We start from the raw sequence: 25,262 nt of genomic DNA on the forward strand, positions 1-25,262 counted from the left end.
GAGTGAGTCTAACAGTTTCGGAACGAATGAGTCGTGTGATGCCGTCGGCCACCAGCGCTGTCCTTGGCCTCGCTGCCCGCCTGCGTGAAGAAGGCAAGAATGTCATCAGCCTCGGCGCTGGCGAGCCGGATTTTGACACACCCCTGCACATCAAAGAGGCGGCGATACGCGCCATCCACGACGGCCAGACCAAGTACACGGCAATCGATGGCACCACGAGCCTGAAGCAGGCTATTCAGCGCAAGTTCGAGCGTGACAACGCACTTGATTACGGACTGGAACAGATTCTGGTCTCAGTCGGTGCCAAGCACACGCTCTTCAATCTCTGCATGGGTGTACTGAGTGCCGGCGACGAAGCCATCATTCCGGCACCCGCCTGGGTCTCCTACCCCGACATGGTTCGGGTAGCTGACGGCATCCCCGTATCGATCATGACCGGTATCGACAGTGACTTTAAAATCCTGCCGGAACAGCTCGAAGCTGCGATAACGAAGCGCACACGGCTGTTGTTCCTCAACAGCCCGTCCAATCCCAGTGGCAGCTGCTACACCCGCAAGGAACTGGAAGCGTTGGGCGCCGTGCTTCTGCGCCACCCCAACGTCGTTGTAGCCGCCGACGACATTTACGAACATATCCATTGGGGTGCTGAACCATTTTGCAGCCTCGTGACTGCGGTGCCTGAGCTAAAGAATCAGGTTGTCACAATTAATGGCGTCTCCAAGTGTTACGCCATGACCGGCTGGAGAATTGGTTACGCGGGCGGTCCGGCGGAAGTCATCAAAGCGATGAAAACCATTCAAAGCCAATGCACTTCCAACCCCTGCAGTATCTCCCAAGTGGCTGCTACGGCCGCCCTTGACGGCGACCAGACCTGCATCGCTGAGATGAATGCCGCCTATAAAGCGCGCAGCGACTACATCGTCGAAGCCCTGAATGGCATACCGGGCTTCGAATGCCGGCGCGGTGAAGGTGCGTTTTACGCGTATCCGCGCGTAACCGGCGCGCTGGAAGCTCGTGGCCTGAAAGACGATTTCGAGCTGGTCGAGTTGCTCTTGCAGGAGGCTGTGGTTGTTATGGTACCTGGCAGTCCGTTCGGCACGCCCGGCTACGTGCGACTCTCTTTCGCCTGTTCAATCGAGGACTTACAAGAGTCTGTGCGCCGAATTCGCAGCGTTCTGGCCTGACCTCGACCCGTAGCCTTGACTTGCGCATGGCTCTGAACGAGAATGCCGGCCCTGCGTGTCTAGGCACGCAACAATTCCTCGGTAGCTCAGTTGGTAGAGCGATTGACTGTTAATCAATTGGTCGCTGGTTCGAGTCCGGCCCGAGGAGCCAATTATAGAAAGGGGTACCCGTTGGGTGCCCCTTTTTTTTGCTTGCAGAGCGGTCCGGACTCACCAGCCAGAATTCTGCGCCTTTCCCTTCAGAAGACACTGAAGATCAATCGGCACCAAACTACGGGCATTCACGAATCAAGGCGGGCCGATTGGGTTCGAGTCCGGCCCGAGGAGCCAATTATAGAAAGGGGTACCCGTTGGGTGCCCCTTTTTTTTGCTTGCAGAGCGGTCCGGACTCACCAGCCAGAATTCTGCGCCTTTCCCTTCAGAAGACACTGAAGATCAATCGGCACCAAACTACGGGCATTCACGAATCAAGGCGGGCCGATTGGGTTCGAGTCCGGCCCGAGGAGCCAATTATAGAAAGGGGTACCCGTTGGGTGCCCCTTTTTTTTGCTTGCAGAGCGGTCCGGACTCACCAGCCAGAATTCTGCGCCTTTCCCTTCAGAAGACACTGAAGATCAATCGGCACCAAACTACGGGCATTCACGAATCAAGGCGGGCCGATTGGGTTCGAGTCCGGCCCGAGGAGCCAATTTTAGAAAGGGGTACCCGTTGGGTGCCCCTTTTTTTTGCTTGCAGAGCGATCCGGACTCACCAGCGAGAATTCTGCGCCTTGTCCTTCAGAAGACACTGAAGATCAATCGGCACCAAACTACGGGCATCCACGAATCAAGGCGGGCCGATTGGGTTCGAGTCCGGCCCGAGGAGCCAATTATGGAAAGGGGTACCCGTGGGTGCCCCTTTCTTTTGCCTGCTCCAGTGACCCGATTAGGGTTTGAGCAACAGGTACAGCCCGACCCCACTCATCAGCGCCGCCGCAAGCCCTCTGATTGCCCGTTCCATCTTGCCACTCAGGAGCCCGGTCGTCCTGCTCGCCAGGTACGCATAGCCGAGTTTGGCGCTACCGACGGACAATGTCGCCAGAATCACGATTATGCCAACGTCGACCGAATTGATGGAAGTCAGGTCCACAAATGCGGGGAAAAAGACGAGATAAAACAAGACGGCCTTTTGATCCGTCATCGTCAATAACAACCCGGCCAAAAAGCTGCTCCAAATTGACGACCGTGCAACCGTACTCACATTTTCAGGTTTGGAGCCGGATCGCCAGGTCTGCACGCCCAACCAGAGCAGATACACACCGCCAGCGTATTGCAACACGGTGGGCAAACCCGCAACAGATTCGATCATCACAATCGAGCCCAGAACGGCAATGAGAATGAACACTATGTCGCCGACAACCACGCCAACCGTAGCCGCCACTCCGTGCGCGAACCCATACGACACTGAGCGAGCGCAGACTGTGATCACACTCATGCTGGGGACCAATGCGAGGATCAGCATAGAGCCGAATATCGCGGCGCTGGCGATGAACGTTAGCGATGATTCCATGAAGCGATTCTGGCACGACAGGCGGCGTTGGTGAACGGCACAACGCCTGCGTCGGGTACTACCTGACAAGAGTCAAAGGACGGCATCGGGCCTCGCGCTACGTTAACCATCTGACCTTCGACCGGGCGCAAACCCGTTGCGCAGTCAGATGCCGTTTACCTTAAGAGCTATTGTTGCCCAGGCCCATTGGTCGTCAAACCTCTTGTCAGACGACAGGATGAGGCCCTTAGCGCGAACGTTACCGACCGCCCAGCTGACTTGTCGCTGGGCAATGCACCTGTCGAACTGACACGCCGCGCACCCGGAACGATCGGTGCTATTTCAGATCGATCTCTCGCAAATGCTCACGAAACCCCACGCTTAGCTCGGGATGGTCCAGTGCGTAGGCCACCGTCGCCTTGAGGTAACCAAGTTTACTACCGCAATCGAAGCGCTCGCCATGGAAGGAATGCGCATACACCGGCAGTTCATTCAGCAAATCGGAAATCGCATCGGTCAATTGAATCTCCCCACCCGCCCCTCGGCCTGTGGTCTCGAGTTTGCCGAAAATGCGGGAATCCAACAGGTAGCGACCGACCACCGCCATGTTGGACGGTGCAACTTCCGGCTTTGGTTTTTCGACAATTCGCGTAATGCGGTTGTCGTTGTCATGATCGATTGCGACGATGCCGTAGCTCGAGGTCCGATGGGGTGGCACTTCCTCCACGGCCACGACACTTCCACCATGGCGACTGTATTCGCCGGCCATTTGTGCCAGGCAGCCCGGCTCGCCCCGTATCAAGTCATCCGCAAGATGCACGAAAAACGGTTCGTCACCCACGGCGCTGCGTGCGCAGAGTACCGCGTGCCCCAGACCCAGCGGCTCGCCCTGACGTATGTAAATGCAGGAGACGCCCTTCGGCACGATGTTCCGGATCAGCGCCAGCAAATCATCCTTGCCGGACTCCACCAACGCCCGCTCGAGCTCCGCGTCTGTGTCGAAATGGTCTTCGATCGCCCGCTTTGAGCTCCCCGTCACGAATATCAGCCGGGTTGCACCCGCCGCAACAGCCTCTTCCACCGCGTACTGGATTAACGGCTTGTCGACTATGGGCAGCATTTCCTTGGGGCTGGCTTTGGTCGCCGGTAGGAATCGGGTTCCCCGACCGGCAACCGGGAATACAACGGCTCGAATTGGTTTGGACAACAGGGCTCTCCAGTGATACACGTCCGCTGCATGATAACCAATACGGTGGGTCCGCGATAACGCTGCAGGTCTCAAAAGCTGATCTGTCTGCTGATCCCATTCCCGCTGCAGCTTTGCTGCAGCGGGAATGTTGCCGGCTACTTGCGCGGATTGGCGGCAGCACCTTCGAGCAGTATGTCCGCCCGATTAATTTCCAGAGTACGCTCGCCGATGCCCTTGACCAGCGCCAGGTCATCGACGGTCTTGAACGGACCGTTCTCGGCTCGCCAGGCGACAATGGCCTGCGCTTTGCTCATGCCTATGCCCCGCAGCTCAGCCGAGATCGTCTCGGCGTCTGCCGTATTCACGTTAACCGGGCCGGCAAAAGCCAGCATTGGCATCAGTGCAACGCCCAGCGCAGCCAGGCAATGATGAGTGATTTTTCTCATGTCGAACTCCTGCAAGAATGGATGACAACCAGCTGGCCGAGGGTTCCCCAGCAGCCCGTCTGGTGATCGAAGCATAATTACAGGAGTAGCAGGTTGCTGCGCCCGAATCTCGGCACAACGTGGGAAAATGTACTAGGCAGTTGCGGCGCTTCGTTGCAGCAGTGTGTCAAATTGGACCCGCGTAAACGGCCGCTGCGTTTCCCAGTTTTTGCAACTGGGGCACTGCCAAAGCAATCGCTGGCTGGAAAAGCCGCATTCATGACACTGGTAGCGCGGTGTTGCTGCCGCCATCTTGCTGAGCGCAGCCCGGACCCGGTCAAGCGCCATCTTTCTGGCACCGTCATCGCCCGCCGCAAACTGGCGCAAGTCAACAAATTCGAGCAACGTCGGCTCGTTCAGCATGTAGTGCTCAACACAGTCGTCAATGACAGCTATGCCGCCGATATTGTTAACGATAGCGGTGTAAGCGACGTCCTTGCCGCTTTCCGGGAGCTTGTCGAGCATCGCCTGCAAGGTTTTTTGCAATTGCTCGACCGTGCCTTCTTCCCTGTGAATATCGACCATCCTCGGCAACGCCTCGGTGATCAGGTAGTTACTCTCGTCCATGACGCGGTGGTAAAGCTTGAGCGCCAGTTTGAAGTCGCCGGTTTCCCTGGCTATGTTGGCCCGCGTCAGTGCACCGCGAAACGTTCTGGGACGTCCGCTTTGCGCCTTTTTCACAAAAGCTCGCGCCGCTGGGTAATCCTTGGCAAGTGCCGATTTTTCGGCCAGTTCGCAGTAATAATGGGCTATCTGCAACGCCAGAGACTTGCCGCTCAGAATCTCCAACTTCTGACTGCAGTCGATCGCACGTTGCCACTCACGTTCCTGTTCGTAAATGCGGCAAAGGCGTTCCAGAGCCTCCACCTGATGCCGCGATCCCTCCGCGAGACGCACAAACATTTTCTCGGCTCGATCCAGCAGGCCAGCCCGTAAATAGTCTTTAGCAAGGGAGAGCAGCGCCAGGTCTCGCTGCTCCGCGGCCAGATCGGGACGCGCAATGATGTTTTGATGTATCCGGATTGCCCGGTCAACTTCGCCCCGACGACGGAACAGGCTGCCCAGCGCAAAGTGGGTTTCTATGGTCTTGTCGTCGACCCGGACCATTTTGAGAAAATGTTCCAATGCCTGATCTGTCTGCTCGTTCAACAGAAAATTCAGGCCTTTCAGGTAATCGGTATTAATGGGCGGAGCGACCTCGTCCTGCTCGTCGCGCTCACCGAAACGGCCCAGCGCCCAGCCTGCTGCGACCAGCAGCAGGAACAGACCGGCCAGTAAGAAAGTCGATTCAGTCGGCATCGGCAATCGGCATGTTGCGCAAACGGCTGACTTCGGACTCCGTCTGGCGCAGCGCGCTGCGCAGACGTCGTCGGTCATTCACCAGACGCATGATAAACAGGCAAGTGCACAACAGGCCAAAGACCCAGCCCGCCACGAAGGTCAGAGAAATCGCCAACACAATTGACGGCTCGACAACGCCAAAGGCAAGGTCCAGCGGCAATTGCCCGGGATTGCGGTCAGTAAATACGACCATGACGGCAATGATAATCAGTACAACGAAAATTACCGCGATTTTTTTGAACATGCGCCCGCTCCCGCCGTATGCCGGCGGCTCCTATGCGATTCGCACAGTGTATTGGTTTCGCTGATCGATGGTAAGCCGCACGGCAAAAGTAAACTGCCGTGACGGGGTCAATCAGGACTTGATCGGAAACTCCCGACTCTCATTGACCCGCTCACGCAGATCCTTGCCGGGCTTAAAGTGAGGAACGTACTTACCGGACAAAGCGACAGCTTCGCCCGTCTTGGGATTGCGACCGATGCGTGGTGGACGAAAATGCAGCGAGAAACTGCCGAAGCCACGAATCTCTATCCGCTGGCCGGTAGCCAGTGAGTCGCTCATCAGATCGAGCAGGTGCTTGACGGCCAACTCAACGTCTTTGGCGGGCAAGTGCTTTTGTTTTTTTGAGATTATTTCGATCAGTTCAGACTTTGTCATAACACGCTTCGCTTGATTCCCGGTGTCGTTCCGCCTAAGCCGCCGATTATAAAGGAAATATAGCCCGGACCGTGAGGCCCGGGCCAATCTTTTTTCTTAATTGCTCTCGCCGGACATTTTTTCTTTGAGAAGCTCGCCCAGTGTGGTACCGGTCGGGGCACTGCCCGAGTCGGAGTTGTAGCTGCTGAGCGCCTCTGCTTCTTCGTGAACCTCTTTGGCTTTGATCGACAGAGCAACACTGCGATTCTTGCGGTCCACATTCGTGAACTTCGCTTCAATCTCATCGCCAATCTTGATCATTGTGCGGGCATCTTCCACCCGGCCACGGGCCAATTCAGAGGAGCGCAAGGAGCCGGTCACACCGTCACCCAGGTCAACGATTACATAGCGTGCGTCCACTTCCGTGACCGTACCCTTAACAACCGTGTTCTTCGGATGATCGGCAAGCCAGGCCGAGAACGGGTCTTTGTCCAGCTGCTTGATACCCAGCGAGATACGCTCACGCTCTGCATCAATTGCGAGTACAGCTGCTTCGATCTCCTGCCCTTTCTTGTAGTTATGCACGGCTTCTTCGCCGGTCATATCCCAGGAAATATCGGACAAGTGAACGAGACCGTCGATGCCGCCGTCCAGACCGATGAAGATACCGAAATCGGTGATCGACTTGATCTGACCGCTGACCTTGTCGCCGCGATTAATGGTCGCTGCAAACTCGGCCCACGGATTCGACTGACACTGTTTGATACCCAGTGAGATGCGGCGGCGCTCTTCATCAATCTCAAGCACCATCACTTCAACATCGTCACCGATGTTCACAACCTTGGACGGATTGACGTTCTTGTTGGTCCAATCCATTTCCGAGACGTGCACAAGGCCTTCAACGCCTTCTTCGATTTCCACGAAGCAGCCGTAGTCAGCAATGTTGGTTACCTTGCCGAACAGACGTGTCTGCGGCGGGTAACGACGTGCGAGGTCATGCCACGGATCGTCGCCCAGCTGCTTGATACCGAGTGATACGCGTTGACGTTCACGATCAAACTTCAGGATCTTGACGTCGATTTCATCACCAACATTGACGACTTCCGACGGATGCTTGACCCGCTTCCACGCCATATCGGTAATGTGCAACAGGCCATCGATGCCGCCGAGATCGACGAATGCACCGTAGTCGGTCAGGTTCTTGACGATACCCTTGACGACATTGCCTTCCTGCAAGGATTCCAGCAGCGCTTCGCGCTCTGCACTGTATTCCTGTTCGACAACGGCGCGACGCGATACAACGACGTTGTTGCGACGCTGATCGAGCTTGATAACCTTGAATTCAAGGCTCTTGCCTTCGAGGTACGCAGGGTCACGCACGGGACGTACATCCACGAGCGAACCAGGCAAGAAGGCGCGAACGTTGTCGATTTCAACGGTAAAGCCGCCCTTAACGCGACCATTGATAATTCCGATGACAACTTCATTTTTCTCAAACGCTTTTTCGAGCTGCGTCCAGGTACGGGCACGTATAGCTTTCTCGCGCGAGAGTTTGGTTTCGCCAAAGCCGTCTTCAACAGCATCAAGTGCTACTTCGATTTCATCGCCGACATTGACGTCGGTTTCGCCCTTATCATTGCGAAATTGTTCGATGGGAATAACGGCCTCAGACTTGAGACCTGCACTGACGATGACGACGTCATTATTGATGTCAACTACGGTGCCGGTGATGATGGCGCCTGGCTTTATATGTTGACTGGCAAAACTCTGTTCAAATAATTCAGCAAAACTTTCAGACATTAGAATAAACCAGAGAATCGTTAACCGACTCTCAACCCAATCGCCCAGCTACTTCCTTTAGCCGACGGTTACTTTAAGAAAAGACACGACGATCCTGTCGTATCGGTGTACTACCGGGTTTACCGACCCAACTTGCAAGTCGGATTTATTTCGCGAGCTGCCCTTGTCGCGCCCATCCGAGAATCTTGTCGCTGACTTCGTTAATCGTCAGGTCACTGGAATCCAGAATTCGGGCATCGGCTGCGGGTCGTAACGGGGCCACCGATCGCTCGGAATCCCGCCTGTCACGGTCCTCAATGTCCCGCGAAAGGGCGGCAAGGCTAACACCAAGTCCCTTTTCTTTCAACTGCTTATAGCGCCTATTCGCGCGCTCAGCGGCACTGGCGGTGAGGAACACTTTGAGGGCCGCGGCCGGGAACACCACCGTGCCCATGTCGCGGCCATCGGCGACCAGACCCGGCGGGACCTGAAAGCTGCGCTGCCTCTCCAGCAGGGCCTCGCGCACCGCAGGCAGGACCGCGACCGCGGAGGCTCGGAGACCGCACTCCTCCGTGCGGATATCCAGGGTCACGTCTTGGTCGCCCAGCCGGATCTGTTCGCTGCCGTCGGCCCTCACGGCGAACACCACGGGCAATTCCACCGCCAACTCTCTCAGGCGTGGCTCGTCCGTAGCGTCAACGCCCGCACGCAAGGAGGCCAGCGCCACCAGCCGGTAGAGTGCGCCACTGTCCAACAGGTGCCAGCCCAACGTTTGCGCAACTCGCCTTGCGACCGTGCCTTTACCCGACCCGCTGGGCCCGTCGATCGTAATGACCGGCGCTGCCGCACTGCTCATGACCCTGCGACCCCGCCCTGTATTATGTCAACTCCGATCGACTGCAGCTGGTCGACAAATCCCGGGAATGAGGTATTCACATTGGCCACGTCTTCGATCCGCACGGTGTCGTTGGCTCGACTTGCGGCCACCGCAAATGCCATGGCAATCCGGTGGTCGCTGTGACTTTGGACGGTGCCACTCCCGATCGGGCCGCCGCTGATGCGAATGCCGTCCGGCTGCTCTTCGAGCCGAATGCCGAGCACCCGCAAGCCATCCGCCATCGCGCTGATGCGATCACTCTCTTTGACCCGCAACTCTGCGAGACCGCTGAATTCTGTCGTCCCTTCGGCGCAGGCTGCCGCCACGAACAAGGCTGGAAACTCATCGATCGCAAGTGGCACCAGCGCCGGGTCCAGCGTGATGGCCCGCAGCTTCGACGAGCGAATTTCCAGATCGGCAACCGGCTCATCGCCACAACGACGCTCGTTATGAAGGCGTATATCCGCTCCCATCTGCCGCAGGATAGTGATGACCCCTGCCCGGGTAGGATTCACCCCCACATTCTCCAACATGACGCAGCTGTTGTCGGCGATCAGTGCGGCCAGCATGGGGAACGTGGCTGACGACAAATCGCCCGGCACCACAATATCAATCCCGCGCATTGCTGAGCCCGGCAGGATTGATACCCGCTCCGCGTCACGATATACGGTAGCGCCCATCGCGGTAAGCATGCGCTCGGTATGATCACGCGATACCGCCGGCTCCAGCACACTGGTCGCGCCATGCGCGTACAAACCGGCAAGCAGAATTGCTGATTTTACTTGCGCGCTTGCGACCGGCATTGCGTAATCGATACCGGTCAGCTGGTTACCGCCCACAATCTTAAGTGGCGGTCGCCCGTCCGCACTGTGAATTTCCGCGCCCATCCGCATCAGCGGTTCGACTACGCGCCCCATGGGCCGACCCGAGAGTGACTCATCGCCGCACAGTGTTGAGGAGAAGCTCTGGCCTGCGAGTAAACCGCAAAACAGGCGCATCGCCGTTCCCGAATTACCCAGGTCAAGGTCGATGGCCGGCGCCCTCATACCGTGCAATCCGACGCCGGTAATGACCACCGAATGGTCAGCCGATTCCTCAATATTCACGCCCAGCGAACGCAGTGCCGCCAGTGTCGCCAGGCAATCTGCGCCGTTGAGAAAGCCGCTGGCGCGCGTTTGCCCTTCCGCAATAGCACCAAACATGAGCGCCCGGTGCGAGATGGATTTGTCACCCGGTACCCGCAGCGAGCCATTGCCGACGGCGGAAGGAGAAACGAGATAATGCATGCCCGGCCTAACTGATGGCACGCGGGTACGCGCCAAGTACACGAAACAGCGAACTTAGCTCGCGCAATTCGGCCAAGGCTTCAGACACCGGTGATTGCTCGGCATGCCCGTCGATATCCAGAAAAAAGACGTAGTCCCAGTTGCGTCGCCGCGATGGTCTCGACTCAATCCGGGTAATGTTCACGCCATGCGTGGCAAACGGCTGCAGTAAGGAATGCAGTACGCCCGCGCCTGCCGCCGTACCGCTGGTGGATACCATGATGGTCGTCTTGTCCAGCCCACTCGCCGCCAGCAGGTTGCGGCCTATCACGAGAAACCGGGTCGCGTTGTCCGCGCTGTCCTCGATGTTATTGACCATGATTCTCAGATCGTAGACCTCGGCCGCTGCATCACTGCCAATGGCCGCCGTACCTGACTCGTCGCGGGCGCGGCGTGCACCAACGGCATTGCTACTGACGCCAATAAGCTCCACCTGCGGCAAATACTCCCGCAACCAGCCGCGGCATTGTGCCAACGCCTGCTCATGCGCACACACACGCTCAACCTTTTCGAGACTCTGCATGGTGCCGAGCAGGTGCTGTTCGATTCGTAATTCAATTTCACCGCCGATCTTCAGCGGCGATGTAAGAAACATGTCGAGCGTGTTGTTGACTGTGCCCTCCGTAGAGTTTTCGATAGGCACGACGCCGAAATCGGCAACACCACTCTCAACTTCCTGGAAAACCTCGTCGATCGTGCCGAATGGCAAGGCGCGCACCGAGTGCCCGAAGTGCTTGTAAACAGCCGCTTGTGTAAAAGTCCCTTCCGGCCCAAGAAAGCCGACCTTGAGGGGCTCCTGTTGCGCGAGGCAAGCTGACATGATCTCGCGAAAAAGCCGTAACATTTCTTCGTCACGCAAAGGCCCTTCATTGCGCGCAAGCACCTTGCGCAGGACTTCCGCCTCGCGTTCCGGACGGTAATAGTCCACCGCTGCCGCCAGGTCGCCTTTGCTTATGCCCACCTGCTGGGCAAAGCGGGCCCGTTCATTGATCAGCGCCTGTATTTGCTGATCAACCTCATCAATACGCTTGCGCATTGCGGGCAGATCAACGGCTGCTTCTGAATCCTTACTGGCTTTGGACATGCGTTTGCCTGCTGACGGTCATCAAGCGAAAATGCCGTGACAAGTGGCCGCCTTGCAGACGGCTTTCCAAGTCAAGGCTGTCAGGATATCGGCTTACCAAGATTACGCAATCTCAGCACGCCCTTAATTCCACGGATCGCCTGCATCGTTTCCTCGGATACCGGACCATCGAGATCGACGATCGTGTACGCGATATCCCCCATGGACTTGTTCAGAAGGTCAGCAATGTTCAGGCCAGCCTGAGCCAGGCAGGTCGAAATCTGGCCAACCATGTTCGGCACGTTCGCGTTCGCAATGGTTATACGCCACGCGTCGGCACGGGGAATGACCGCCTCTGGAAAGTTGACTGAAGAACGAACATTGCCGTTTTCCAGGTATTCTTTGACATTCTCGGCGACCATTACGGCGCAGTTTTCTTCCGCTTCGGTCGTTGATGCTCCCAAATGCGGCAGCGCGATAACTTTGGGGTGCGCAATCAGTTCCGGTGTAGGGAAGTCGCAAACGTAAGCATGCAGCTTGCCGCTGTTGAGTGCTTGCAACGCAGCCTTTGAATCGACCACCCCACCGCGGGCAAAGTTGATGATTACACTGCCATCTTTCATCAAGCTCAGTCGATCGGCACTGACCAGACCTTTCGTGCCATCGACGAGAGGCACGTGAACGGAAACCACATCCGATGCTTTGAACAAGCGATCCAGAGTCTCTACCTGCTTGACGCCGGACGACAACTGCCACGCGCGCTTGACGGTAATCTTGGGATCGAAGCCGACGACTTTCATGCCCAGTGCCAAAGCAACATTGGCCACTTCGACGCCAATGGCGCCAAGGCCAATCACGCCGAGGGTACGTCCGGGCAATTCGAAGCCAACAAACTTCTTCTTGCCGTTTTCAACGTCCTTGGCAAGCTCATCGCCAGTCGAGGTCAACGATTTGACGTACTCGCGGGCATCGCAAATATTTCGTGCAGCGAGCAAGAGACCGGCGACCGCCAGCTCTTTGACAGCGTTCGCATTGGCGCCAGGCGCGTTAAAGACCGGTACGCCGCGGTCGCTCATGGCAGATACCGGGATGTTGTTGACACCAGCGCCTGCGCGCCCAATGGCGGCAACCGATTCCGGAATCGTCATGTCATGCATGTTATGCGACCGCAGAATGACAGCGTCCGGCGAGGAGGACTCCGAACTGACTTCATAGCGGTCACGAGGTAAGCGGCGCAAGCCGGCCACGGCGATGTTATTCAGTGTTAATACTTTGTACATGATGTCGTTTGTCTGGCTCAGGTAATTCGGTAAAGGAATCAGGACTGCGATTTCTCGAAATCTTGCATGAACTGGATCAGAGCATCGACCGCCGCTTCAGAAACGGCATTGTAGATCGAAGCACGCATGCCACCGACTGAACGATGGCCTTTGAGATTGGTTAGACCTGCGGCATCCGCCTGAGCGAGAAACTCGCCGTCCAGACCGGAATCAGCAAGGATAAAGGGGACGTTCATCCAGGACCGGGCATCCACAGCAACCGGATTCGTATAAAACCCGGAGGCATCTATTGCCGCGTACAGTTTCTTCGCCTTGCGTTCATTGACGGCAGCGACCGATTCCAGACCGCCCTGTTCCAGCAGGTAATCGAACACCAGGCCAGCGGCGTACCAGGCAAACGTCGGCGGCGTGTTGGTCATGGAGCCTGATTCCGCAAACGCTTTGTAGGTCAGCAAGGTCGGCAGACCTGGCCGGGCACGCTCGAGAAGGTCATTACGAACGATCACCACCGTGATTCCGGCGGGACCGATGTTCTTCTGCGCCCCGGCGTAGATCAGACCGAATTTGCTGACGTCCACCGGCCGCGACAGTATCGTGCTGGACATGTCAGCCACCAATGGCGTGTCCCCTGCGTTGGGCACGAAATGAAACTCGACACCGCCAATAGTCTCATTGGGTGTGTAGTGCAGATAGGCGGCATCTTTCGTGCGGCGCCACTCATCTTCGGGCGGAATATGGCAATGCCCACTGTCTTCGCTGCTGGCCGCCACGTTGACCTTGCAGTGCAAAGCAGCCTCCTTCAGCGCCTTTTTCGACCAACTGCCCGTTTGCACGTAATCAGCCGTATCACCCGGGCCAGCGAGATTGAGGGCCGTCATGGCAAATTGCAGGGTAGCCCCTCCCTGCAAAAACAGCACACTGTAGTCCGAACTGATTCCGAGCAGTTTGCGCAGATCGGCCTCTGCTTTTTCAGCGACGGCGATAAACGGTTTGCTGCGATGACTGACTTCCATGACGGACATTCCCGAGCCTTGCCAGTCCGGGATGTCGTTACGAATACGGTCTAATACGGGTTCTGGCAATGCAGCTGGGCCAGCGCTGAAGTTGAATACGCGGGACATGCGATTTCCTGTAGAGATTGAGTTAATTCGAGAGGCAGGTGAACAACACTATAGGGGCTGACTGTGACCGATTTATTCGGCGTCGGCTTCATCCTCACCCATGAGTTCGATTCGCGCCAGACCAACGAGCCGCTGGCCCGACTCCAGACGAATCAGTCGAACGCCCTGCGTGTTACGGCCGATGATCGAAATATCGCTGACCGGTGTTCGCACCAAGGTGCCACTGGAGCTGATCAGCATGATTTCGTCGTCGTCCGCCACCTGCAATGCGCCCACCGTACGGCCATTCCGGTCCGTCGTCTGTATGGCAATAACACCCTGACCGCCACGTCCCTGGACCGGGAAATCGTCGATCTCCGTGCGCTTGCCGTAACCGTTTTCTGTCGCGGTGAGAATCATGCCACCGCTAAGAATAGACAGCCCGATAACCTCGTGACCGTCACTGAGTTTGATGCCGCGAACGCCGGCGGCACCGCGGCCCATCGGCCGTACATCGCCCTCATTAAACCGGATCGCCTTGCCATTGCTGGCCACCAGCAAAATTTCCTGCTGGCCATCCGTCAGGGCCACATTGACCAGCCGATCATCACGCAAATCTATCGCTATGATGCCGTTTGCCCGCGGCCGCGAGAACTGACTCAGCGGTGTTTTCTTAATGGTTCCGCCGCTGGTCACCATGACCACGAACTTCTCGTCGTCAAATTCCTGGATGGGCAGAATGGCGCTGATACGCTCGTCGGCACTGAGCGGCAGGAGATTGACTATCGGCTTGCCGCGCGAGCCGCGACTCGCTTGCGGAACCTGATAAACCTTGAGCCAGTACATCTTGCCGAAGCTTGAGAAACACAACAGCGTGTCATGGGTATTGGCAATGAACAAACTGTCGATGAAGTCTTCATCTTTCACTTTGGCCGCTGACCGGCCACGGCCGCCGCGCTTTTGCGCCTGGTAGTCATCAATCGGCTGGGCCTTGGCGTAACCGCCGTGTGACAAGGTCACCACGACTTCTTCCTGCGGAATCAGGTCCTCGGCAACGAGGTCACTGTGGTCCTGCACGATTTCTGTCCGGCGCTCATCACCGTAGGTATCACGAATCACCGTCAGCTCTTCGCGAATGACCCGCAGCAGTTCATCCGGGTCCGAAAGAATAATAGAGTACTCATTAATTTTATCGAGCAACTCTTTGTATTCATTTAATATTTTGTCCTGCTCCAGACCCGTGAGCCGGTGCAGGCGCAAATCGAGGATGGCCTGTGCCTGAACCGGCGAGAGCCGGTATTCCGCACCGTGCAGGCCGAACTCTTCTTCAAGACCATCCGGCCGGGTATCGGTTGCACCGGCCCGTTCCAGCATCTCGCTAACCGAACCTGATGACCAAACCCGTGCGACCAGTTGTTCTTTTGCTTCAGCAGGCGACGGTGAAGCTTTGATCAATGCGATCACTTCGTCGATGTTCGCCAGCGCAACCGACTGCCCTTCCAGTACGTGGGCCCGGTCACGCGCTTTGCGCAGATCGAAAATCGTCCGGCGGGTGACCACTTCGCGCCTGTGGGACAGAAACGCTTCCAGAATCTGCTTGAGGTTAAGCAGCTTCGGCTGGCCCTCGTGCAACGCCACCATGTTAATGCCGAAGACACTTTGCATCGGCGTTTGTTTGTAAAGGTTATTGAGCACAACATCCGACACTTCGCCGCGGCGCAGCTCAATAACGACACGCATGCCGTCCTTGTCAGACTCGTCCCGCAACTCCGTGATGCCCTCGATACGTTTTTCCCGCACGAGATCAGCTATTTTCTCAATCAGCCGCGCCTTGTTGACCTGGTACGGCAACTCGGTCACTACGATTGCTTCTTTGCCACGCTTATCAATAACTTCGATGATGGTTCGGGCGCGGATGTGCACGCGCCCCCGGCCGGTCCGGTAGGCCGAATAAATGCCCGCGGCGCCGTTGATGATGCCGGCGGTCGGGAAGTCCGGACCCGGAATGATCTCCATCAACTCCGGCAGATCAATCGCCGGATTATCGATCGTCGCCAGGCACGCGTTGATCACTTCAGTGAGGTTATGCGGCGCTATGTTGGTGGCCATACCAACGGCGATTCCCGAGGACCCATTGACCAGCAGGTTCGGAAACCGGGTCGGCATGACCGACGGCTCGGACTCGGAACCGTCGTAGTTTTCGACGAAATTGACGGTTTCTTTTTCGATGTCCGCGAGAATTTCATGCGCGATCTTGGCCATGCGCACTTCGGTGTAACGCATGGCAGCAGGCGCGTCACCGTCGACGGAGCCGAAGTTGCCCTGCCCGTCAACCAGCATGTAGCGCATCGAAAAGGGCTGCGCCATGCGAACGATGGTGTCATAGACTGCCGAATCACCATGCGGGTGATATTTACCAATGACATCACCGACAACGCGGGCCGATTTCTTGTAAGGCTTGTTAAAGTCGTTGCCCAGCTCGCGCATGGCGTGCAGGACACGGCGGTGAACCGGTTTCAGACCGTCCCGGACATCCGGTAAAGCGCGGCCCACGATGACACTCATGGCGTAATCGAGGTAAGACTGCTGCATCTCCTCTTCGAGGCTTACAGACAAAATCTCCTTAGCTACTTCAGACATCCTTACTCACACGTTATGAGCGGCCCCGTTCGAAGGAACGGAATCGCGACCTTCATTGACTTGGAATTGGTTGAGATTAATTCTGCTTTGCCGGGCCCGGATCGAGGGCTGAGAAGCATCAAATCCGTAGGCGGCATGATAGCACAGCAGGCCGCAGAACCACACGGTTATGAGCCATTCTCAAGGGAGCCTAATCGACCTTGGGATTTGCTGGCATGCCATAGGCTGACGGTTATACTAGCGACCCTTTGCGGCACCGGCAGGAAGCGACCGAATCCGGTCCACGCAGCCCGATAGCGGCCTTGACCGCGCCATCATTAGCAGACAAGAGCAGGTATTCATGCAGCAATGCGACACACTGATAGTGGCCGGGTGGTGTCTGCCGGTCAGTGGCGACGGCGGCGCACTGCAAGACCACGCCATTGCTATCCACGATGGCCGGATACTCGACGTCCTGCCCGCAACAATCGCGCGTGAACGCTATTCGCCGGGCGCGTTGATTGAACGCCCCCGGCACGTCCTGATGCCAGGTCTGATTAACACCCATACCCATGCTGCAATGACCCTTTTTCGCGGCTACGGCGACGATCTGCCCCTGGAACGCTGGCTGAAAGACCGTATCTGGCCGGCCGAGCACCGCTCTGTCAGCGCCGAAATGGTGCGTGACGGCACCCGTCATGCCATCGCCGAAATGCTGCTGTCTGGCGTAACCTGCTTCAGTGACCAGTACTTTTTCCCGGAAGTCGTCGCTGAAACCGCCGAAGCCATGCACATGCGTGCCGTGGTTGCGACGCCGGTCGTCGAGTTCTCCACGCCGTGGGCCGAAAATGCCGCCCAATGCCTGAGCAAAGGTGCCGAGCTGGTCCACGATCGCTACGCCGATCACCCACTGATCTCAGCGGCCTTCGCACCCCATTCCACCGCCTGCGTTGCCGATGAGTCATTCGCCCAGCTACGCATTCTGTGCGACCAGCTGGACAGTCGCGTGCAAATTCACCTGCACGAATCCGCACAGGAAATCGTCGACGAACAGAACAGCAGCGGACTAAGGCCCTTTGCCCGCCTGCAAAAATTGAACATGGTGAATGCCACACTGATGCTGGTGCATGCCGTTCACCTCAACGATGACGAGATCGCGCTCTGCGCGGATCGTGGCGTTGCCATTGCACACTGTCCCCGCTCCAACCTGAAGCTCGCGAGCGGCATGGCCCGGGTAGAAGCTCTCCGCAAGGCAGGCATCGTCGTTGGTCTCGGCACCGACGGAGCTGCCAGCAACAACGAACTGGAGATGCTGGGCGAAATGCGTACCGCGGCACTGCTGGCCAAAGCGGTGGCCGGGGACGCGGCCGCCTTGCCCGCCAGTGCAGCGCTGCGTATGGCCACGCTGGACGGGGCCCGGGCACTGGGCATCAATGAACTGACCGGCTCACTGGAGCCCGGCAAATGGGCAGACATCGCCTGCGTTGATCTCGGCACCCTGAACAGCCAACCGCTGTACGATCCGACCTCGCAGCTCGTATACACTGCGCACTCGCAGCAGGTCAGCGACGTCTGGGTTGCTGGCCGACACCAGGTCGAAGACGGCCAGTTGATGCACGTGGATATTGACGACATTCTGACGCGTAGCGCCGAATGGCGAGATCGCATAAGCGCTGCCTGAACACGCCAAGAGAACTGAATTGTGAGCACAACAAACGACAACGTCGATGCGGCCGAGATTGCGAAATTTGACGCCCTTGCCGCGCGCTGGTGGGACCCGAACGGCGAATTCCGCCCGTTACACCAGATCAATCCGCTGCGCCTCGATTACATTCGGCAACGCGCGCCGTTACAGGGACTTCGAGTCCTCGACATCGGCTGTGGCGGCGGAATTCTGGCGGAGTCGATGGCCGCTGCAGGTGCCGTCGTGACCGGCATCGACATGGCTGAAGGTCCGCTAACCGTCGCTCGCCTGCATCAGGCTGAAACGGGCATATCGGTGGACTACCAGCAAAGCACGGCAGAAGCCTTTGCGGAAGCGCACCCAGCAAGCTTCGACGTCGTCACCTGCCTCGAGATGCTGGAACATGTGCCCGCCCCGGATGCGGTAATCAATGCCTGTGCGACACTGGTCAAGCCTGGCGGCCACGTATTCTTGTCGACGATCAATCGCAATCCGAAAGCGTTTCTTTTTGCCATCGTCGGGGCGGAACACCTGTTACGCCTGCTACCTGCCGGCACCCACGAGTACCAGAAATTCATCAAACCATCGGAACTCGACTCATGGGCGCGTGACGCAATGCTGGAATTGCAGAGCAGCATCGGCCTGCACTACAACCCGTTGACTCATGAATACTCACTGGGGCCGAACGTGGACGTGAATTACCTGATGCACTTCACTCGCCCTGAGTCGGCATGACCGCAAAGTCGCTGGGCATGGACTGCCACGCCGTACTCTTCGATCTCGATGGCACCCTGGTGGATACCGCACCGGACATGGTTGCCGCACTGCATCGTCTGCAGACAGAGATGGGAGTTGCCCAAACCGACTACAAACTGGCCCGAACCTGTGTCTCCAACGGCTCAGCCGGACTGGTGCGGATCGGCTTCCCGGATGCTGATGCTGATGCTGATCTGCAGACCGGGTTGCAGCAGCGGTTTCTACGAACCTATGAACAGCAAGTCTGTGCGAGCTCTGCCGTATTTCCGGGTTTGGACGAACTACTGCTGACCCTTGAAGCACAAGGCCGGCCGTGGGGTGTAGTGACCAACAAGCCGCAAGCTATGACCGACGCCATCATGATTACCCTGCGGCTACACCAGCGCATGGGCTGCGCGATCAGCGGTGACACACTGCCGAAACGCAAGCCAGACCCGGCGCCGATGTTGCTCGCGAGCAGAATCCTCAACGTCGAGCCGCAACACATCGTTTACGTGGGCGATGCCAGACGCGACATTGAAGCCGGGCGCGCGGCAGGCATGGCCACGGTCGCCGCCGCCTGGGGTTACATCACGGCCGATGATGACCCGGAGCGATGGCAAGCGCACACAGTGGCTGCCAGCCCGGCGGAACTCACGCAACTAGTGGCTAAAGAGTTAGGCTAAGCAGCCATGGCAACACTGACACTGCACCCCGCTCTGATCGACATCGGCCTACCCATGCTGCTGGCAGGTCTGGTACTCGGCGCCCTGATTTGCTGGTTCGTGTTGCGCTCGCGACTGCGGGCACATCAGCAAACGGCCCTCGAGCTGCAAGCTCGCATCAAGGATCAGGAGGACTTGCAAAAAGAACGTGAACTGGCGTTCGAAGCGGCAAACAGCAAACTGACCGCGGCGTTTTCAGAGCTTGCCAATCAATCACTGAAAGCGAACAGCGAGAATTTCCTGCGGTTGGCAGAGCAGAATCTGAACACCCACCAGGAGCGCGCCAAGCGTGAACTCGGCGAACGTGAGCAGGCGGTGGAAAACCTGGTCAAACCGATTCGCGATGCATTGCAGCAATCGCAGAGACAAATTTCGGAACTGGAGAAGTCCCGCAGCGAAGCGTACGGCAGCATTCGTTCGCAGCTGGAAACCATGCAGTTGAACCAGCGGGCACTGACCGAGGAAACGCAAAACCTGGTCAAGGCGTTGCGACGGCCGGAAGTCCGCGGTCGCTGGGGAGAGATCACTTTGCGGCGACTCGTCGAGCTGGCCGGCATGGTTGAGCATTGCGATTTTCAGGAGCAGGTACACAACGTCGACGGTGACAAAATCATGCGCCCCGACATGATTGTCAGCATGCCTGATCAACGCGAGCTGATCGTGGACGTCAAGACACCGCTGGATGCTTACCTCGCCGCCGCCGAAGCGAAGGACGACGCGCAACGCGACCTGCATCTGAAGCGGCATGCGCGCAATCTTCGTGACCACATCCGCAAACTGGCCAGCAAAGGCTACTGGGACCAGTTCTCCAAGAGCCCGGAGTTTGTGATTTTGTTCATACCCGGCGATCAGTTTCTGAGCGCCGCGCTGAGTGAAGATCCCGAGCTGATTGAGTTTGCCCTGTCACAGCAAATCATCCTGGCAACGCCGACCAGTTTAGTCGCATTGCTGAAAGCCGTTGCTTACGGCTGGCGTCAGTTGGCCCTGGCCGAGAACGCCGAAGAAATTCGTCGCCTCGCTGAAGACCTCTATGCAAGGTTGGGCACGTTTGTCACCCACCTCAACAAGGTCGGCAGGAACCTCGCGAGCAGCGTGGAGCATTACAATCGCGCGGTCGGCTCACTGGAGCGCAAAGTCCTGCCCGGAGCGCGGAAGTTCGTCGAACTGGGTATCCGGCCCAAGAAAGAGATTGAGTTGGCGGAGCCGCTCGAATCCCTGCCGCGAAAGATCGTCGAAATGAGCAGCGACGAAACACATAACGAACCGGATCAGCCGGCCTTGAAATAAACCACGCTGCCGTATCGCTGGCAGCCGCAAACTCTGGAAATGAAACATTGACTATCGACCACAAAAATTACGACGCCCCCACTGGCCTGCTTCGTGACAAGGTTATCCTTATCACCGGCGCCAGCGACGGCATTGGCCGCGCACTCGCTATCGAGACAGCGCGTCTCGGGGCGCGCGTAATTCTGCACGGCCGGAATGCCGCTAAGCTGGAAAAGGTCTACGACGCCATTGAAGCGATTGAAGGTAGCGAGAGACCGTCCATTGCCGTCATGGACCTCGCGACCGCAGACGGCACGTCGTATTCAACGCTGGCCGAAAGTTTGCTGGAAGAATTCGGGCGGCTGGACGGGCTGGTCCACAATGCCGGCATTCTTGGCAATCGGCAGCCCATCGAGCAATACGATGCCGGCGAATGGCAGAAAGTATTGCACGTGAACCTGACCGCCGCGTTCGCCCTGACTCAAGTACTTCTGCCACTGCTGCACCAAGCTGAGCAACCGTCGGTAATATTCACCAGCAGCGGTGTCGGGCGTGTAGGCAAGCCGTTCTGGGGCGCCTACTCCGTGTCCAAGTTTGGTACCGAGGCGCTGTCGCAAATTCTCGCCGCCGAACAGGAGCACACCGGGATGCGGGTGAATTGCATCAATCCAGGCGCTGTACGCACAGGGATGCGGCTGGCCGCGTACCCGGCCGAAGACAGGGATGCGTTGAAAACACCGGAACAAGTACTCGCGAGCTACCTGTACCTGCTGGGACCGGACAGTAAAGAAATAACCGGCCAAAGCCTGGACGCACAATAGTTTTCACATCAAGAAACTATCGTTTCTTTTTGTTTTTATTATACTTTTTCTTTCTTATAGGTGCCATCACTGCGCGCGGAACGGGCATACCGGCCGCTGTGTAGAGCGCCCGCACCTCGGGGGGCGCCAATAAGCGGTGCTTGCCGCGGCGCAAGCTGCGAGGCAATTCAATCGGCCCGTAAGCGACCCGCATCAGCCGACTGACCTCGAAACCGAGTGCTTCCCACAAGCGTCGAACCTCGCGGTTCCGACCTTCCCGCAAGGTCACGTTGAACCAGCGATTTGCACCATCGCCGCCGGCCTCGTTAATCGAGTCGAATGATGCCGTGCCATCGTCCAGCTCTACGCCACTGGCCAGGCGAGCAATATCATCATCACTGGGTTGACCGTGAACCCGAACAGCGTAGCGCCGCACGAGACCCTGCGCAGGGTGCATGAGCTGATTAGCGAGCGTGCCATCCGTGGTAAACAACAACAGCCCGGTTGTCGTCATGTCCAGCCGCCCAACAGCGACCCAGCGACTGCCTTTCAGGCGCGGAATTGACGCGAAAACAACTCTACGCCCTTCTGGATCCTTTCGACTGACCAGCTCATCGCCGGGCTTGTGGTACATCAAGTGCTGGTGGGGGATCGCCTTCTGACGTACCTGAATACGGCGACCATCGAGCGCAAAGCTTTCGCCGCCCTCAACGCTGCTGCCGAGTTCCGCAAGCTTGCCATCGATGGTCAGACGACCTTCGCGTATCCAGCCTTCGATCTCACGCCGGGAGCCGTGACCGGCTGCCGCCAGAAACTTGTGTACGCGCTCAGCCATCAGACCGGCTCAGCCATTACTTGCTGAGTTGCTTGCCCGCTCGTCCAGCTCTTCGATGACATCTTCCGCGTCGTCTTCAGTATCGGCTTCGGCTTCGGCTTCGGCTTCGGCTTCGGCTTCGGCTTCGGCTTCGGCTTCGGCTTCGGCTTCGGCTTCGGCTTCGGCTTCGGCTTCGGCTTCGGCTTCGGCTTCGGCTTCGGCTTCGGCGGCTTCGGCTTCGGCTTCGGCTTCGGCTTCGGCTTCGGTAAAGTCACTATCGTCGACCGAATCGTCCGAACCGGACTCCGCGTCTTGCCCGTCACCGGCTTCTACATCCGCATCATCGTCGACATCAGCGTCATCACTATCTGCAAATGCACTTTCGCCATCGTCGCTGTCTTCGAAATTACCGTCGTCGTCGGAGTCATCCGAGTTCTCGGGTTTGGCAGCCGAATCCTCAAACTCAGGATCTTCGCCAGTGTCAACCGTGTCGCCCTCAACAGCCGGCAAATTGAGCTGGACCCGCAGACTCTCCCAATCCGAAAGGTCGGCAAGCGGCGGCAAGTCGTCAAGCTTCTTCAGGCCAAAGTAATCCAGAAACTGCCGGGTTGTACCGAACATCGACGGTCTCCCGGGCACATCACGATGCCCAACAACCCGTATCCAGTCGCGCTCCAGCAAACTGCGAATAATGTTTGAACTCACCGCGACGCCACGAATTTCTTCGATTTCCCCGCGCGTCATCGGCTGCCGATACGCAATCAATGCCAACGTTTCGAACAGCGCACGTGAATAGCGCGGTGGTCGCTCCTCCCAGAGCCGCTCAAGCCGCTCGGCCATAGTGGCCTTGACCTGCATGCGGAAGCCGGAAGCGACCTCCGTCACTTCTATACCGCGCGGCTTGTACTCCTCCTGCAACTCCGTCAGCGCTTCACGTATGTCGGATTTTTCCGGCGAGGATGACTCGTCGAATAAGCCCTTGATCTGATCGATAGAAAGCGGTTTAGCAGCTGCCAGCAGTGCCGCCTCTACAAAATACTTGATTTCCGTAACTTCCATTTAAGGCTCAGTAGTGTTCAGTAATGAGGGAACGGTCGCGCCCGAGACTAGCCGTTTGCTTCCGCATCGTCAGGGGCGTCTACCGGGTTTTCCGGGGAATTCGAATCGACCAGGCGCACGGACGACGCAGCGCGAATATGCAGTGGCGCAAACGCTTCCGCTTGTACGACTTCAATCGTTGACGCACGCAGTAATTCGAGAATCGCGATGAACGTCACCGCGACGCCCATTCGACCTTCTTCGGGATCGAACAAGTCTGCAAAACTGCTGAATGCATTTGACTTGATACGCGACAGAATCTCCGACATTCGTTGCCGCACGGACAAAGGTTCGCGCTGCATATGCAGGTTGGAAAACATCTCTGCCCGTTTGAGCACATCATGAAACGCCAGCAGCAATTCCTTGAGGGTGACATCCGGCAAGATCTGCGTAACTTTCCGTTCTGGCACATCCGCCGCTACCGGGAACACGTCCCTTTCAAGTCGCGGCAAATCGTCGAGATCCTCTGCCGCCTTCTTGAAACGTTCATACTCCTGCAAGCGACGTACAAGTTCCGCGCGCGGGTCTTCTTCCTCATCCTCTTCGGTCGGAGGCCTTGGCAGCAACATCCGTGATTTGATCTCGGCCAGCATTGCCGCCATGAGCAGGTATTCACCGGCCAGCTCGAGCTGCATTTCCTTCATCAACTCAATGTACTGAACGTACTGCCGGGTGATCTCGGCAATCGGAATATCAAGAATGTCGATATTCTGGCGTCGAATCAGGTACAGCAGCAGATCCAGCGGCCCCTCGAAGGCTTCGAGAAACACCTGCAAGGCATGCGGCGGGATGTACAGATCCTGGGGGAGCTGAGTCAATGGCTCGCCGTCAACTACGGCAAACGGCATTTCCCCCTGCGTGGGCCGTACTGGCGATTCTTGCACGGGCTTTGGCGCGTCCTTGCTGGTAACGACTGTCAATTCAGGTTTCATGGGATATCCGGGCGGGGTCGGTGCATTTTAGCGTAATAAGCGCTGCCCACTGCAAGCCAACATTCGCACACCGCGCCATGCCTGCGGAGTTCAATCGAGAAAGCTCAAATCGCCGCGCCCTACCCGCAAGACTTCCGCAGAATCGCCGGTCAGATCCAGCACACTCGTAGGCTCGATACCCGTGGATCCGGATGAAACTATGATTTCGATATCGTGGCCGATCCGCCGTTCTATCTCTTCGACGTCCGTCAACGGCATATCGTCTCCAGGAAGCGACAGTGTAGAACTCATGATCGGCTCGCCGAGCGCATTCAGCATGGCCCGCACAACCGCATGATCCGGAACACGCAGGCCGATCGTCCGGCGGCGCGCGTGTTGCAGCCTTTTTGGCACCTCCCGCGTGGCAGGCAGGATGAAGGTGTAAGGACCCGGTGTTAATGCCTTTATCAGGCGGTAAGCCCAATTGTCCACACGAGCGTATATGCCAATCTCGGAAAGATCGGAGCAAACCAAGGTGAAATTATGATCCTTGTCAGTTCGCCGAATCCGCCGAATCCGGTCCATGGCTCGCTTGTCGCCCAGATGGCAGCCCAACGCATAGCTGGAGTCAGTGGGATAAGCCACCAGCCCACCACTGCGGATTGCCGCGACAACCTCTGCAATAGTGCGTGGCTGAGGGTCGACCGGGTGAAGTTCTACTAGACGCGCCATAGCGGGATTGTAACGATACGAACCCGTCCGCGTCGCGCTAAGTTTTTCGCGTTTCGATCACCGGCTCGAGTGCGCTATCATTCGCCCCTTT

General features: G+C 57.5%; 23 protein-coding genes and 1 tRNA gene. 7 read left to right on the forward strand and 17 right to left on the reverse strand.

Translation table 11 applies throughout. From position 1 onward, the window contains the following. Positions 1–2 precede the first annotated feature (2 nt). Together BA177_RS09805 and BA177_RS09810 are read left to right on the forward strand one after the other, a co-directional pair. Complete coding sequence (locus BA177_RS09805; RefSeq protein ID WP_068615805.1) at positions 3–1,184, forward strand: pyridoxal phosphate-dependent aminotransferase; 1,182 nt, start codon at positions 3–5, stop codon at positions 1,182–1,184. A 75-nt stretch (positions 1,185–1,259) separates the two neighbouring features. Continuing rightward, positions 1,260–1,335, forward strand: a tRNA-Asn gene (locus BA177_RS09810). Positions 1,336–2,108: 773 nt separating this feature from the next. Here the strand turns inward: BA177_RS09810 and BA177_RS09815 are convergent. The 13 genes from BA177_RS09815 to gyrA all read right to left on the reverse strand — a co-directional run bounded on the left by BA177_RS09815 (position 2,109) and on the right by gyrA (position 16,427). Continuing rightward, positions 2,109–2,732, reverse strand: coding sequence for a LysE family translocator (locus BA177_RS09815; RefSeq protein WP_068615808.1), 624 nt, complete (start codon positions 2,730–2,732; stop codon positions 2,109–2,111). 316 nt (positions 2,733–3,048) lie between these two features. After that, a complete protein-coding gene (galU, locus tag BA177_RS09820) occupies positions 3,049–3,918 on the reverse strand; it encodes a UTP--glucose-1-phosphate uridylyltransferase GalU (protein ID WP_068619185.1) in 870 nt (289 codons plus the stop codon). Between the two features lie 137 nt (positions 3,919–4,055). Beyond that, positions 4,056–4,346: a ComEA family DNA-binding protein gene (locus BA177_RS09825; protein WP_068615811.1), complete on the reverse strand. Its 291-nt coding sequence runs from the start codon at positions 4,344–4,346 to the stop codon at positions 4,056–4,058. Between the two features lie 132 nt (positions 4,347–4,478). Next, positions 4,479–5,684 (reverse strand): lipopolysaccharide assembly protein LapB, encoded by a 1,206-nt coding sequence (lapB, locus tag BA177_RS09830; protein ID WP_068615813.1) that lies wholly within the window; start codon positions 5,682–5,684, stop codon positions 4,479–4,481. Then, positions 5,674–5,970 (reverse strand): lipopolysaccharide assembly protein LapA domain-containing protein, encoded by a 297-nt coding sequence (locus tag BA177_RS09835; RefSeq protein ID WP_068615815.1) that lies wholly within the window; start codon positions 5,968–5,970, stop codon positions 5,674–5,676. Before BA177_RS09835 ends, lapB begins: the two co-directional genes overlap by 11 nt. Positions 5,971–6,081: 111 nt before the next feature. Continuing rightward, positions 6,082–6,384: an integration host factor subunit beta gene (locus BA177_RS09840; RefSeq protein ID WP_068615817.1), complete on the reverse strand. Its 303-nt coding sequence runs from the start codon at positions 6,382–6,384 to the stop codon at positions 6,082–6,084. A gap of 96 nt (positions 6,385–6,480) precedes the next feature. Next, entirely contained in the window at positions 6,481–8,163 is a 1,683-nt protein-coding gene (rpsA, locus tag BA177_RS09845; protein ID WP_068615819.1) for a 30S ribosomal protein S1, read from the reverse strand. Between the two features lie 145 nt (positions 8,164–8,308). Next, positions 8,309–8,998, reverse strand: a complete 690-nt coding sequence (gene cmk, locus BA177_RS09850) for a (d)CMP kinase (RefSeq protein ID WP_068615821.1) — start codon at positions 8,996–8,998, stop codon at positions 8,309–8,311. Continuing rightward, positions 8,995–10,305 carry a 3-phosphoshikimate 1-carboxyvinyltransferase gene (gene aroA / locus BA177_RS09855; protein WP_068615823.1) on the reverse strand — a complete coding sequence of 437 codons (1,311 nt, stop codon included), beginning with the start codon at positions 10,303–10,305 and terminating at the stop codon, positions 8,995–8,997. Before aroA ends, cmk begins: the two co-directional genes overlap by 4 nt. A 7-nt stretch (positions 10,306–10,312) precedes the next feature. Next, a complete protein-coding gene (gene pheA, locus BA177_RS09860; protein ID WP_068615825.1) occupies positions 10,313–11,428 on the reverse strand; it encodes a prephenate dehydratase in 1,116 nt (371 codons plus the stop codon). Between the two features lie 80 nt (positions 11,429–11,508). Next, on the reverse strand, positions 11,509–12,687 hold the full coding sequence (locus tag BA177_RS09865) for a phosphoglycerate dehydrogenase (RefSeq protein WP_068615827.1): 1,179 nt from the start codon (positions 12,685–12,687) through the stop codon (positions 11,509–11,511). Positions 12,688–12,725: 38 nt separating this feature from the next. Beyond that, on the reverse strand, positions 12,726–13,808 hold the full coding sequence (serC, locus tag BA177_RS09870) for a 3-phosphoserine/phosphohydroxythreonine transaminase (RefSeq protein WP_068615828.1): 1,083 nt from the start codon (positions 13,806–13,808) through the stop codon (positions 12,726–12,728). A 72-nt stretch (positions 13,809–13,880) separates the two neighbouring features. Beyond that, a complete protein-coding gene (gyrA, locus tag BA177_RS09875) occupies positions 13,881–16,427 on the reverse strand; it encodes a DNA gyrase subunit A (protein WP_068615830.1) in 2,547 nt (848 codons plus the stop codon). A 340-nt stretch (positions 16,428–16,767) separates the two neighbouring features. Here gyrA and BA177_RS09880 point away from each other — a divergent pair, with 340 nt between their 5' ends. From BA177_RS09880 to BA177_RS09900, 5 genes are read left to right on the forward strand one after another with little or no spacing between them, the layout of a single operon-like run. Then, the gene (locus tag BA177_RS09880) at positions 16,768–18,087 is read left to right on the forward strand and encodes a TRZ/ATZ family hydrolase (protein ID WP_068615832.1); all 1,320 of its coding nucleotides are present in this window, start codon (positions 16,768–16,770) and stop codon (positions 18,085–18,087) included. Positions 18,088–18,108: 21 nt separating this feature from the next. Next, entirely contained in the window at positions 18,109–18,825 is a 717-nt protein-coding gene (gene ubiG / locus BA177_RS09885) for a bifunctional 2-polyprenyl-6-hydroxyphenol methylase/3-demethylubiquinol 3-O-methyltransferase UbiG (RefSeq protein ID WP_068615834.1), read from the forward strand. After that, positions 18,822–19,511: a phosphoglycolate phosphatase gene (gene gph / locus BA177_RS09890; RefSeq protein ID WP_068615836.1), complete on the forward strand. Its 690-nt coding sequence runs from the start codon at positions 18,822–18,824 to the stop codon at positions 19,509–19,511. The genes ubiG and gph overlap by 4 nt, the downstream gene beginning before the upstream one ends. A 6-nt stretch (positions 19,512–19,517) precedes the next feature. Further along, complete coding sequence (locus BA177_RS09895; RefSeq protein ID WP_068615838.1) at positions 19,518–20,837, forward strand: DNA recombination protein RmuC; 1,320 nt, start codon at positions 19,518–19,520, stop codon at positions 20,835–20,837. A 53-nt stretch (positions 20,838–20,890) separates the two neighbouring features. After that, the gene (locus tag BA177_RS09900; RefSeq protein ID WP_068619187.1) at positions 20,891–21,637 is read left to right on the forward strand and encodes a YciK family oxidoreductase; all 747 of its coding nucleotides are present in this window, start codon (positions 20,891–20,893) and stop codon (positions 21,635–21,637) included. 16 nt (positions 21,638–21,653) lie between these two features. Here the strand turns inward: BA177_RS09900 and rluB are convergent, their stop codons facing one another. From rluB to BA177_RS09920, 4 genes are all read right to left on the reverse strand, one after another. After that, positions 21,654–22,451 carry a 23S rRNA pseudouridine(2605) synthase RluB gene (gene rluB, locus BA177_RS09905; RefSeq protein ID WP_068615840.1) on the reverse strand — a complete coding sequence of 266 codons (798 nt, stop codon included), beginning with the start codon at positions 22,449–22,451 and terminating at the stop codon, positions 21,654–21,656. A 9-nt stretch (positions 22,452–22,460) separates the two neighbouring features. After that, positions 22,461–23,489, reverse strand: coding sequence for an SMC-Scp complex subunit ScpB (scpB, locus tag BA177_RS19080; protein ID WP_068615842.1), 1,029 nt, complete (start codon positions 23,487–23,489; stop codon positions 22,461–22,463). A gap of 47 nt (positions 23,490–23,536) precedes the next feature. Then, a complete protein-coding gene (locus BA177_RS09915) occupies positions 23,537–24,460 on the reverse strand; it encodes a segregation and condensation protein A (RefSeq protein WP_068615844.1) in 924 nt (307 codons plus the stop codon). 90 nt (positions 24,461–24,550) lie between these two features. Continuing rightward, positions 24,551–25,171, reverse strand: coding sequence for an L-threonylcarbamoyladenylate synthase (locus BA177_RS09920; protein ID WP_068615846.1), 621 nt, complete (start codon positions 25,169–25,171; stop codon positions 24,551–24,553). Positions 25,172–25,262 lie beyond the last annotated feature (91 nt).

Origin of the sequence: Woeseia oceani, from assembly GCF_001677435.1 — a bacterium.
In the GTDB taxonomy this organism is placed as follows: Bacteria; Pseudomonadota; Gammaproteobacteria; order Steroidobacterales; family Woeseiaceae; genus Woeseia; species Woeseia oceani.